The organism is Oceanicella sp. (assembly GCF_056449545.1).
In genome coordinates this window covers 39,676-51,280 of record NZ_JBWOMN010000085.1, presented here as the reverse complement: position 1 = coordinate 51,280, position 11,605 = coordinate 39,676, and the positions used below count along the sequence as shown (strand labels likewise).

Here is an 11,605-nt window from a genome sequence, read left to right as displayed (position 1 = left end):
GTGCGCCATCCGCTCGGGCGGCCGCCCGGTGGGCGCGGGGGTGGTGTCGAAACTCACGGTGGGCGGGCCGGGGGCCGCCCGCCGCGCGCGCCGCGCGCGCGCGCGGCTCTGCCATGTTCCTGTTCGTGAAACGCCCGCCATGATCGGCGGGCGTTTTTCGTTGGGCCTGCGCGCCGACCGGCGCGACGCCCCGGCGGCGGAACATTCAGATCGCCAGCGCCGCCTTTCGCCCCTCGTAAATCGCGAAAGCCGCCTGCCGGGGGGCCGCGGCGTCGCCGATCAGATCAAACGCCGCGTCGCGGTCGCGCAGCGCCGCCGCGACGCCGGTTTCGGCCATATTCGCCGTCGCCAGAACCAGGCTGTCGGCGGCGACATGGCCGGCCTCCCCATTCAGCAGATCCACCGTCGCGGCGCCCGTTGCGGTCCATTCTGAAATCGCCGTCTCGGTGACGAACCGCACCCCGAGCCGCGCCAGCCGCTGGCGCAGCGGGAAATCCGCGGCGCTGCGCTGCAATTCCCCGCCCACCATGGGGTCGGGGGTGACGATCGTGACCTTCCGCCCGTCCTCGGCCAGTTTCCAGGCCGTGCCGCAGCCGCGCCAGTTGCCGCCCTCGTCGAGCACGATCACCCGATCGCCCAGGCGGGCGGCGCGGGCCATCACCTCCTCGGGCGACCAGACGTCGCCGCGCCCGATCCCCGGCAGGCGCGCCAGATGGGCCATGGATTTCTGGAACCCGGTCCCGGCGGGCAGCGAGCCGGTGGCGAGGATCACCCGATCGGCCCCGAACGCCAGGATGTCATCGGCGTCGAGCGGGGCATTGCAGCGCAGATCCACGCCCAGCTTGCCAAGCTGGCGCTCATGCCAGTCGATCAGGTCGAGGATCTGCGCCCGGCGCGGCTGCAGCCCGGCAAGGCGGAACTGCCCGCCGACCCGGGGCCCGGCCTCGCAGATCGTCACCCGGTGGCCGCGTTCGGCGGCGACCCGCGCGGCCTCCAGCCCCGCCGGGCCGGCCCCTGCCACCAGCACGGTTTTCGGGGTGTCCGCCGGTGCGAACCGGTCGCCGTTCCAGACATGCTCGCGCCCCGCCGAGGGGTTGACCACGCAGGAAATCCAGTAATCGCGCGACCGCCGCCCCCAGCACATCTGGTTGCAGGACAGGCAGCCGCGAATGTCGTCCGCGCGCCCGGCTTCGGCCTTGGCGGCCAGATGCGGATCGGCGATCTGGCCGCGCACGATCGACACCAGATCGGCGGCGCCCTCGCGCAGCGCCGCCTCGGCGTTGTCGGGGGTGCGGATATGGCTTTCGGCGATGATCAGCGCGTTCGGCGCCGCGGCGCGCAGGCGCCGCGCCAGCGGGGCGCCGAGCTTTTCGCCATGCAGAAATGTCGGGATCAGCTTGTAAAAGTCGAAATAGCTGCCCGTGCCGCAGGTGACGTAATCCATGGCCCGGGCGCGGTCATGCAGGGCGATGATCTCGGCGATGGCATCGCGGCTCAGATGCGCGGCGGCCTGCGGGTCGTCGCTCACCGCCAGCCCGATGATGAAATCCTCGCCGCATTCCGCGCGGATGCGGCTCAGAACCTCGCGCGACAGCCGGGTGCGGTTTTCAAGCGAGCCGCCCCAGCGGTCGTCGCGCCGGTTGGACAGCGGGGTCCAGAACTGGTCCAGCAGCCCGTGATAGGCGGCCCAGATCTCGACCCCGTCGAAGCCGCCCGCGCGACAGCGCAGGGCGGCCTGCGCGAATCCGTCGATGGTCTGCTGGATCTCGGCCTCGGTCATGGCGTGGCTTGAATCGCTGTCATGCCAGCTCGGCCCGCCCGAGGGCGACCAGGCCGGGTGCCAGGAATTGTCGCCGTCGCCATGGGCGCCCACGTGGTAGAGCTGCTGGATCATCACCGCGCCCTCGGCCTTCCCCGCCGCGGTGAGCTTCCGGAACGCCGGGATCACCGCGTCGTCGGAATGGCGGAAATTGCCCCGGGTCAGCACCGCCGCCGCGTGCACCGGCATGGGTTCCACCACGATCATCGCCGCGCCGCCGATCGCGCGTTCGCGGTAATAGGCGATGTGGCGCGCGCCCGGCAGCCCGTCCTCGGCCATGTTGGCGGTGTGGGCGCCGAAGACGATGCGGTTGCGCAGGGTCTTGCCGCGCAGCGCGACGGGCGTGAACAGCCGGTCGAGCATCAGAGGTCCTTGACCAGCCGCAGCGCGTCGTAGATCGCGGCGTGCACATTGCGCGAGGACACCGCGTCGCCGATGCGAAACAACTGGAAGGCGCCCGCCGGGTTGGGGCGCAGGGTCTGCGCCCGCCCGGCGATCAGCGCGCCGTGATCCACCTCGCCCAGATTGGACGATTGCGGCTTCAGCGCGAAATACAGATCGTCGAGCGGAACGGTCCCGTGATTGACCACCACCTGATCGAAGCTGCGTTCCCGGTTCAGGTCCATGTAGTCGGAGCCGATCGCGGCGGTCAGCCGGTTGCCCTCGCGCCGCAGGCTTTTCAGGCGGTAGGTGACGGTGAAGGTCACGTCCTTGTCCTGCAATGCGCGCATGTAGGGCACGAGGTTCATGGCCATGACTTCGGGCGCGAAGCTGCGGTCGGGGGTCATGATCTCGACCCTGGCGCCGCTGGCGGCGATGATCTCGGCGGCCTGCAGCGCGGCGTGATCGCCCGCATCGTCATAGATCAGCACCTCGCGCCCGGGCCTGACGTCGCCCGAGATGATGTCCCAGGCGGTGACCGTGAGCTCATTGCCCGACTCCAGCGCCTCGGAATCGGGCAGTCCGCCGGTGGCGACGATCACCGCGTCGGGGTTTTCGGCCAGCACCTCGGCCGGTTCGGCCCAGATTCCGAAGCGGAATTCGACGCCGCGCGCCGCGCATTGCGCCATGCGCCAGTCGATGATCGAGATCATCTCGCGCCGCCGCGCGCTTTGCGCCAGCAGCCGCACCTGTCCGCCGGGATCGGGCGCGGCTTCGAACACCGTCGCATGATGGCCGCGCTCGGCGGCGACGCGCGCCGCCTCCAGCCCCGCCGGCCCGGCGCCGACCACGACCAGCCTGCGCGGCGTTCCGGCGGGCGGGATGTCGTGGGGCATGCTCAGCTCGCGCCCGGTGGCGGCGTTGTGCATGCACAGCGCGTCCCCCCCCTGATAGATGCGGTCGAGGCAATAGGTGGCCCCGACGCAGGGGCGGATGTCGGCCTCGCGCCCCTCGATGATCTTCTGCACGATCTGCGGATCGGCCATGTGCGCGCGGGTCATGCCCACCAGATCCAGCTTGCCCGCGGCGATGGCGTGGCGCGCGGTGGCGACATCGGGGATGCGCGCCGCGTGGAACACCGGCATGCCGGTCTGGGCGCGCACCTCGCCGGCGAAATCCAGATGCGGGGCGCTTTTCATGCCCTGCACCGGAATCACGTCGGTCATCGCCGGGTCGGTGTCGATATGGCCGCGAATGACGTTCAGGAAATCCACCAGCCCCGAATCCTTCAGGCGGCGGGAAATCTCGACGCCTTCGGCGGTGGAGATTCCGCCTTCCATGGCCTCGTCGGCGGTGTAGCGGATGCCGACGATGAACGCGTCGCCGACGCGCTTGCGGATCGCCTCCAGCACCTCCATCGAGAACCGCATGCGGTTGTCCAGCCCGCCGCCATAGGGGCCGTCGAGCGTGTTGGTCGCCGGGGACCAGAACTGATCCATCAGATGCCCGTAGGCCTCCAGCTCGATGCCGTCCAGCCCCGCCGCCTGCATGCGTTCGGCGGCGTCGGCGTAGTCGGCGACGATGCGCGCGATGTCCCAGTCCTCAAGCTTCTTGGGGAATGCGCGATGCGCGGCTTCGCGCTTGTGCGAGGGCGACAGCACCGGCAGCCAGTCGCCCTTGCTCCAGCCGGTGCGCCGGCCCAGATGGGTGAGCTGGATCATCACCGCGCAGCCGTGTTCGTGGCAGGCGTCGGCGAGCTTCGCCATCCATGGCACCACCTCGTCGCGATAGGCGAGGATGTTGTTGAATGACGGGGGGCTGTCGCGCGACACGGTGGCGGATCCGGCGGTCATGGTCATGCCGACGCCGGCTTTGGCGCGCGCCTCGTGATAGGCGCGGTAGCGGTCTTTCGGCATCCCGTCCTCGGGATAGGCCGGTTCGTGACTGGTGGTCATGATCCGGTTCTTCAGGGTCAGATGCTTGAGCCTGTAGGGTTGCAGCAGCGGATCCTTGGACATCGGTCCCCCCTATTCAATACCAGGCGTCGGGCGTTTCGGATTTTCGCCGCGCCATGAAATCCTTCAGCGCCTCGTCGGTGGATTTGTCAAGCGGCGGGGCCTGGTAGTCGGCCAGCGTCTTCTTCCACCTGACGTTGGCGCGCTGCATGGCGTTGTCGCCGCCTTGCTCGAACCAGGTTTCATAGGGCTGGTCGTCGTTGAGGCCGCTGTCCCAATAGGCGGTCCGGTAATGCGCCAGCGTGTGCCGGGCGCCGAACATATGCGCCCCCGGCCCGCCCTCGCGCAGCGCGTCGAGCCCCAGCGTGTCGTCATTGACCTTCAGCCCGGCGACATAGGCGTGCAACGCGCCGCACATGTCGGCGTCGAGCATGAATTTCTCGTAGGACATGGACAGCAGCCCGTCGAGGAACCCGGCCGCATGCAGGATATAGTTGGCGCCGCATTGCACCGCCGACATCATCGACATCGCCCCCTGGCTCATCGCCTGCGCGTCGGGCAGTTTCGAGGTGGCGAAATTTCCCGCGCAGCGCAGCGGCAGGTTCAGCCGGCGCGCCAGCTGCCCCATGACCAGCGAGCCCAGCGCCGGTTCCGGGGTGCCGAAGGTCGGAGAGCCGCTGCGCAGCGACAGCGATGACAGGAACGAGGCCAGGATCGCCGGGGCCCCGGGGCGCACCAGTTGCGTGAGCGCGCAGCCGGTCATGGATTCGGCAAGACTTTGCGCCACCGCGCCGGGCATGGTCACCGGCGACACCGCGCCGCCGAGCAGGAAGGGCAGGTGGATCGAGCCCTGCCCGGCCTCGGCGTAGATGCGGATGCCCTGCGTCGACACCCCGTCCCAGATCAGCGGCGAGGTCGAATTGAAATTGCCCATCACCACGCAATGCCGGTCCACGAAATCCTCGCCGAACAGGATCCGGCACATCTCGACGCTGTCGGCGGCCCGATCGGGCGCGGTGATCGACCCCAGAAACGCCCGGTCCGAATAGCGCATATGGGCGTAGACCATGTCCAGATGGCGCTTGTTGACGGCGATGTCGGTGGGTTCGCAGATGGTGCCGCCGGAATGGTGCAGCCAGGGCGAGGATTGCGCCAGCTTCACGAAATTCTCGAAATCGGCGATCGTGCCGTAGCGCCGCCCTTCGTCCAGATCCATCACGAAGGGCGATCCGTAGGCGGGGGCGAACACCATGGAATCGCCGCCGATCTCCACAGATTTGGCCGGATTGCGGGCGTGCTGGGTGAAACGCGCCGGGGCGGTTTTCAGGATCTCGCGGATCATCCCGGGTTCGAAGCGGATGTTCCAGGCGGCCTCGGACACCGGCGTCGCCCGCCCCCCGGCGCGCCTGAACAGATCGACGGTTTCCGGGTCGTCGCGAAACTCGATGCCGATCTCGGCGAGGATGGTTTCGGCGGCGGTCTCGATCCCCTGCAGGCTTTCCTCGTCCAGCAGGTCGTAGGGCGGGATGCCGCGGGTGATGAACGGGGTTTCCAGATGCCGGTTCTGGCCGCCGTCATCCTTGCGCGCGGCGCGCCTGGCCGCGCGCCCCCGCCGCATGGCGGGTGCAGGCGCGCGGGTCTCGCCGGCCGTTGCGGTTTGCTGCGTCATTCATCCCCCCTTGTCGCCGCCTTGATCCGACAGGCGCGCGCCGGGAGGATCAGGCGCCGAGACATGCATGTCAATAAAATTGACATGCATGTCGATAATCTTGCCTTCGCCCGACCCGCCTGCTAACTGCGGGCCATGGATGCGATGACGACGACAAGACAGCGGGGCTGGCGGGGGTCCGAGGATCTGTGGCTCGACGCCGCCTACGAATTGCTGGTGACCTCCGGCGTTGAATCGGTGAAGGTGATGCCGCTGGCCAAGACGCTGGGGATGTCGCGCACCAGCTTCTACTGGCATTTCGAGGATCGCGAGGCGCTGCTGGATGCGCTGATCCGGCGCTGGCAGGCCAAGAACACCGGCAATCTGGCGGAACGGACCGCGCGATACGCCGACAGCGTGTCCGAGGCGATGCTCAACCTGTTCGACTGTTGGGTGGATCGCGACCTGTTCGACGCGCGGCTGGATTTCGCCATCCGCAACTGGGCCCAGAGCGCGCCGAAGCTGAAAGCCATCCTGCGGGACGCGGATCGCACGCGCATCGCCGCCATCGCCGCCATGTTCGCCCGTTTCGGCTTTGACGCCGAGCAGGCCGACATCCGCGCCCACACCGTCTATTACACCCAGATCGGCTACATCGCGATGATGGTGGAGGAGCCCATGGCCGAGCGCCTGAATCGCATGCCCGCCTATGTGGAAACCTTCACCGGCCAGCGCCCCACGGCGCAGGAGATCGCCCGCTTCATGGCCCGGCACGCGGGCAGGGCCGCTCATTCGTAGCCGTCGGCCTCGTCCATCAGCGCGCGCAGCCGCCTGGCGCACCACCAGGTCGCCGGCACGCCCAGCGGCGCGCTGAGCGCGATCGCGGTCCAGGGCGAAATCGACGGCCAGTCCGCGAGCCGCGCCAGCAGCCCGAACATGAACAGGTTGATCGCCACCGCGGCGGCCGCGAACGGATACAGCATCGCCGCCAGCCGCCAGACCGGCCAGCGCCCCTCCTGCCGATCCGGCCGCGGCGCCGGCGCGCCCGATCCGCCGGCGCCGCCCCCGCGCTCAGTGGCTGGTGCCCTCGGAAAAGCTGATCTTGTTCCAGACATTGTATTTCCCCGATGGCTTGCGCATGGGCAGGCGCTTGATTTCCTCAAGCGTCCTTGCGTCGTAGACGATGACCGCGCCGTCATCTTCCCAGACGCTGACCAGCGCGTGTTCCCCGGTGCGGTCGAATTCCACATGCGCCACGGTGGCCCCGGGAACCGGGCGCAGGGTGCGCACGATCTCCAGCGTCTGCTTGTCGATCACGTGCATGGCGTCGCGGTTGGGGCCGAAGAACACCCCGGCCCAGATATAGGGCGAATTCTCGTGGCTGCGCAGGAAGAATCCGGGGCCCAGCGTGTCGATGGTCCTGACGATGGTCCAGCTTGCGGTGTCGATCACCGAGATCCGCGCCTCGCGCAGATGCGGGGTGGCCATCACCCGCCGCCCGTTCATGGTCCATGAAATGCCCGAGCCCAGATGCGGCATTCCCGGCAGCGGCAATTCGGCGATTTCGCGCCCGACATTGAGGTTCACCACCACCCCGCGCGCCGCGTCCCGCGCCGTGCCCACGAGGTGGCGGTAATCCGGGGTGAAGAAAAAATCGTCGATGGGTTCGGACAGTTCGATGCGGCGGCGCGCGAACAGGCCGCTGGACGAGGGCAGCGCCTCGATCATGCCTTTCTCGCGGCTGTGCACGAACCCCTCATAGACCGGATCGGCCGCGGGATCGGTGGCGATTTCCCAGATTTCCGGAGCGTCCTTCAGGGCCAGTATGAAACTGTCGCGCGGCGGCGCCTGATAGACGGCGGACACGCGGGACCGGGCGCCGTTGCGGGCGATCACCTCGAACACCCGCTCCACGCTCAGGTCGCGCGTGGACAGGATGGTGAGCGTGCGCGGCAGGTAATTGGCCACCGCCAGATGCTTGCCGTCCCTGGATATGGCGATGTTGCGGCTGTTGAGCCCGGCGCGCACGCGGCCGACCTCCGACAGGCTCCAGACATCGTATTTCTGCACCCAGCCGTCGCGCGACATGATGAACACGTAGCGCCCGTCCGGGGTGAATTTCGGTCCGCCATGCACCGCGAAGGGGGTGGGGAAGCGGTCCATGACCTCGAACCTGTCGCCGTCGAGCACGCTGACATGGTGGTCGCCGGTCTCCACCACCAGGAACACGTTGAGCGGATCGGCGTCGAACACCGGCGCCTCGGCGGCCACGTAGTCGGGGTTGAGGATGCGGCTGGCGTCGATCTCGGCCGCGCCCCATGGCGGGATGCTGTCGAGCGGCGTCGCGAGGTAGTCGGCGAGCGCCGCGATCTGCGCCGCGTCAAGGCGATCCGCGAAGCCGGGCATCTGCGTGGCGACGCGCCCCTCGGCGATCACCGCGGCGATTTTCGGGCCGCGCATCCGGCGCAGGGATTGGGGGATCAGCGCCGGACCGGTCCCGCCCAGCCGCGTCGCCCCGTGGCATGACGCGCATCGGGTCGCGTAGATCGCCTTCGCGTCCGCCGCCGCCTGCGCGACCGCGGCGGACAGCGACAGAAGGACGATCAGCGCGCTACTGGAAACGATGCGCAGGGTCATGGGATTTTCCGCGAAACGGGGTGACGGTGAGCCGCGGCGCCGCTTCGGCGTCCGCGGCGACGCCGATTTCGGCGTCGCTCATGTAGCAGGCCGGATCCTCGGCCCAGGGATCGCCGGTCAGTTGCAGCGCCCGGATGCGGGTGTTGCCGCCGCAGGTCTTCTTGTAGGCGCAGGCGCCGCAGCGGCCCTTCAACGGCCGCGGGCGCAGCCGCAATTGCGCCAGCATGGGGTCCTCGCCGGTCCACAGCCGCGAAAACGGCGTCTCGCGCACGTCGCCGATGGTGTAGTCGGACCAGTAGGTGTCGGGATGCACCTTGCCCTGCGTGTCGATATTGGCGACCCCGACCCCGGCGGAATTGCCGCCCCAGGATTCCAGATGCGCGCGCAGATGCGCCACCTTGTCGGCGGAGAACCGCCGCGCCGCCCATTGCAGGAAATACACCGCGTCGGCGTCGTTGTTGCCGGTGACGATGTCGAGCGGCTTGTCGTTCCGCGCCGCGTCCCAGGCGCGCTCGATCAGCAGATCCATGGCGCGGCGCGACCGCGCCCAGCTGGCGTCGTCGCCGCGATGCTTGTCGCCGCGCCCGGCATAGACCAGATGCGACAGGTAGAACTTGTCCACGCCCTCGTCGCCCGCCAGCTTCAGCAGGTCCGGCAACTGATCGGCGTTGGCCTCGGTCAGCGTGAAGCGCAGCCCCACCTTGACGCCGCGCTTGCGACAGGCCCGCACCCCGGCCAGCGCCATGTCGAAGGCCCCGGTCTGGCCGCGGAACCAGTCATTGGTGGCGCCGATGCCGTCCAGCGAAATGCCCACGTAATCGAACCCCGCCGCCGCCACCTTGTCGGCCATGGCCCCGACGATGCCGGTGCCGTTGGTGGACAGCGCCAGATGCAGCTTCATCTGCCGGGCGCGCGCGGCGATCTCGAACATGTCGCGCCGCGCCAGCGGCTCGCCGCCCGACAGGATCAGCGCCGGGATGCGGAATTCGCCCAGATCCTCCAGCACGGCCATGGCCTCGGCATGGGTCAGCTCGCCGGGAAAATCCACATCCGCCGACACGGTGTAGCAATGCCGGCAACGCAGGTTGCAGCGCCGCGTGAGGTTCCAGATCACCACCGGCTTCACCGGGCCGTCGCGCCGCGCGCGAACCGGGGTCGGCCGCACCAGCTGGCGCATGTACTGAGTGAGGCGAAACATCAGCGCGCTCCTTCGCTGCGAAGCCGAAGCCCGGCTTTTTTCAGGATCCGGGTCGAATAGACCGTGTCGCCGGCGCGGCACGCGTCGCCGAGCAGGTCGGCGATGATCGCGCGCTTGGCCTCGACCTCGGCGCGGTCGGCGCCATGGACCATGGCGAACAGGTTGTAGGGCCAGTCGGGCAGGGCGCGCGGGCGCAGATAGCAATGGGACACGAAATCCAGCGCGCCGGTCCTGGCGCCCAGATCCATCGCCCGCGCGTCGTCGACATCCCAGACGGTCATGCCGTTGGCGGTCATGCCCAGCGCGTAGTGATTGGGCGCGACGCCGATGCGGCGGATCGCGCCGCGCGCCTGCATGGCGGCCATGCGGGCGATCACGTCGGTTTCGTCCAGCCCCAGATCGGCGGCCACCGCGGCATAGGGCGCCGGGGTCAGCGGCAGCCCCGCCTGCGTGGCGGCGATGATCCTGCGATCCGTTGCGTCGATGGTCATGCCGCCACCCTGAAGCCGATGAAGAATTCCGCGAGCTTCGGAAAGCGCAGCACCGCGAGCCCGGTTTCCGTTTCGATCGCGTCCGCCGTGGCGGCGATGGCGCCGGGGGTTTCCGTCGCCAGCACGAACCACATGTTGAGCCGATGCGCGCGCTGATAATTATGCGCCACCTCCGGATGCGCATTGACTTTGGTCATGACCTCGTCAAAGCGGGCTTGCGGCGCGGCGATGGCGCATAGGCAGAACGCGCCGCCCAGCGCCGCCGCGTCGTAGAACGGCCCGAAGCGGGTGATGACGCGGGTTTCGCGCAGGCGCTTCAGGCGGGCGATCAGGTCGGATTCGCTCAGCCCCAGCGCCGCGGCGGCGTCGGCATAGGGGCGCGGGGTCAGCGGAAAGCCTTCCTGCAGCGCGTTGACGATGGCGCGGTCCGCGGCGTCGAGCCGCACGGGATCGGGGCGCGCGGGATCGGGGCGGCGGGTCATGCGGGCGCTCCGGCTTTCAGCGCCACCAGCGCGCCGATCTGCTTGAAGCAGCGCACGCTGAACAGCACCTGGTGGGGCGCGTCCTCGAGCCCGGCGCGACGGCGCGCCAGGTCGAGCGCGTCCATCGCCTCGCGGCGGCTGCGCGCGTGGATCATGCAATAAAGATTGTAGGGCCAGACCCCGGGCGCCGGGCTGCGCTGGTAGCACAGCGTCACGCCCGGCGCGGCTGTCAGCGCCAGCCCCGCGCGTTCGATGTCGTCGTCGGGCGCCTGCCAGACCACCATGGCGTTGGACCGCCAGCCCAGCGCGCGATGCCGCACGATGACGCCAACGCGCGACAGCACGCCCGCCGCCGACAGCTGCGCGATACGCGACAGGATGTCGGATTCGGGCCGGCCCAGGGTCTCGGCCAGCGCCCGGAACGGCGCGGCGACCAGGTCGAGCCCGCTCGACATCGCCTGCAGGATCTCGCGATCCCCCGGCTGCAGGGCGTCGCGCGCCGGCGCCGGGCGGGCCTGCGGCAAGGGCCGGCCCGACCCGTCCAGCGCGAAGCCCAGATCGACGTTGAACGGGCGCACCAGCCGCAGGTCAAGCACCTGAAGCCCGGTGTTGGCGCGGATCCTGTCCAGCGCCGCGTCCACATGCGCGCGATCCGGGCCGGTGGCCACGAACCAGATGTTCCAGTCGTTTTCGCGCAGGTAGGAATGATTGACCCCCGGCTCGGCCCCGACGATCTCGGCGATCTCGTCGATGCGCCATTCCGGCGCCGACAGGGCGGCCAGCGTGCTCGCCCCCGCCGCGCCGGGGCGCAGCGCCCCGCCCACCCGGCTGACCGCGCCCACCCCGCGCAGCCGGCGCAGGCGCTCGATGACGTTGGTCTCGGTCAGGTCCAGCGCCGCGGCGATCTCGGCGAAGGGGCGGGGGGTCAGCGGGAAGTCCCGCTGCCATCCGTCAAGCAGCGCGCGATCCGTGGGGTCGAGGGTGACGGCCATGT

At 69.4% G+C, this 11,605-nt stretch carries 10 protein-coding genes; 1 reads left to right on the top strand and 9 read right to left on the bottom strand.

Going from position 1 to position 11,605, the window contains the following annotated elements:
• Positions 1 to 205: 205 nt before the first annotated feature.
• Genes AC1HC7_RS11840 through AC1HC7_RS11830 form a run of 3 tightly spaced genes read right to left on the bottom strand, consistent with a single transcriptional unit; the run spans position 206 to position 5,824 of the window.
• The gene (locus AC1HC7_RS11840) at positions 206 to 2,182 is read right to left on the bottom strand and encodes an oxidoreductase (protein WP_479497501.1); all 1,977 of its coding nucleotides are present in this window, start codon (positions 2,180 to 2,182) and stop codon (positions 206 to 208) included.
• Complete coding sequence (locus tag AC1HC7_RS11835) at positions 2,182 to 4,218, bottom strand: oxidoreductase (RefSeq protein ID WP_479497500.1); 2,037 nt, start codon at positions 4,216 to 4,218, stop codon at positions 2,182 to 2,184. Before AC1HC7_RS11835 ends, AC1HC7_RS11840 begins: the two co-directional genes overlap by 1 nt.
• Positions 4,219 to 4,231: 13 nt before the next feature.
• On the bottom strand, positions 4,232 to 5,824 hold the full coding sequence (locus AC1HC7_RS11830) for a trimethylamine methyltransferase family protein (protein ID WP_479497499.1): 1,593 nt from the start codon (positions 5,822 to 5,824) through the stop codon (positions 4,232 to 4,234).
• 144 nt (positions 5,825 to 5,968) lie between these two features.
• Between AC1HC7_RS11830 and AC1HC7_RS11825 the strand changes: the two genes are divergently transcribed.
• Positions 5,969 to 6,601: a TetR/AcrR family transcriptional regulator gene (locus AC1HC7_RS11825; protein ID WP_479499045.1), complete on the top strand. Its 633-nt coding sequence runs from the start codon at positions 5,969 to 5,971 to the stop codon at positions 6,599 to 6,601.
• On the opposite strand, the gene AC1HC7_RS11820 is transcribed toward AC1HC7_RS11825, so the two are convergent.
• The 6 genes from AC1HC7_RS11820 to ahbB (AC1HC7_RS11795) form a co-directional block, all read right to left on the bottom strand.
• Complete coding sequence (locus AC1HC7_RS11820) at positions 6,592 to 6,786, bottom strand: hypothetical protein (RefSeq protein ID WP_479497497.1); 195 nt, start codon at positions 6,784 to 6,786, stop codon at positions 6,592 to 6,594. The genes AC1HC7_RS11825 and AC1HC7_RS11820 overlap by 10 nt on opposite strands.
• 88 nt (positions 6,787 to 6,874) lie before the next feature.
• Positions 6,875 to 8,440, bottom strand: coding sequence for a cytochrome D1 domain-containing protein (locus AC1HC7_RS11815; RefSeq protein ID WP_479497496.1), 1,566 nt, complete (start codon positions 8,438 to 8,440; stop codon positions 6,875 to 6,877).
• Positions 8,415 to 9,638 carry a heme d1 biosynthesis radical SAM protein NirJ gene (nirJ, locus tag AC1HC7_RS11810; RefSeq protein ID WP_479497495.1) on the bottom strand — a complete coding sequence of 408 codons (1,224 nt, stop codon included), beginning with the start codon at positions 9,636 to 9,638 and terminating at the stop codon, positions 8,415 to 8,417. The genes AC1HC7_RS11815 and nirJ overlap by 26 nt, the downstream gene beginning before the upstream one ends.
• A complete protein-coding gene (ahbB, locus tag AC1HC7_RS11805; RefSeq protein ID WP_479497494.1) occupies positions 9,638 to 10,129 on the bottom strand; it encodes a siroheme decarboxylase subunit beta in 492 nt (163 codons plus the stop codon). The genes nirJ and ahbB (AC1HC7_RS11805) overlap by 1 nt, the downstream gene beginning before the upstream one ends.
• Positions 10,126 to 10,611, bottom strand: a complete 486-nt coding sequence (locus tag AC1HC7_RS11800) for an Lrp/AsnC family transcriptional regulator (protein ID WP_479499044.1) — start codon at positions 10,609 to 10,611, stop codon at positions 10,126 to 10,128. The genes ahbB (AC1HC7_RS11805) and AC1HC7_RS11800 overlap by 4 nt, the downstream gene beginning before the upstream one ends.
• Positions 10,608 to 11,603 (bottom strand): siroheme decarboxylase subunit beta, encoded by a 996-nt coding sequence (ahbB, locus tag AC1HC7_RS11795; RefSeq protein WP_479497492.1) that lies wholly within the window; start codon positions 11,601 to 11,603, stop codon positions 10,608 to 10,610. The genes AC1HC7_RS11800 and ahbB (AC1HC7_RS11795) overlap by 4 nt, the downstream gene beginning before the upstream one ends.
• Positions 11,604 to 11,605 lie beyond the last annotated feature (2 nt).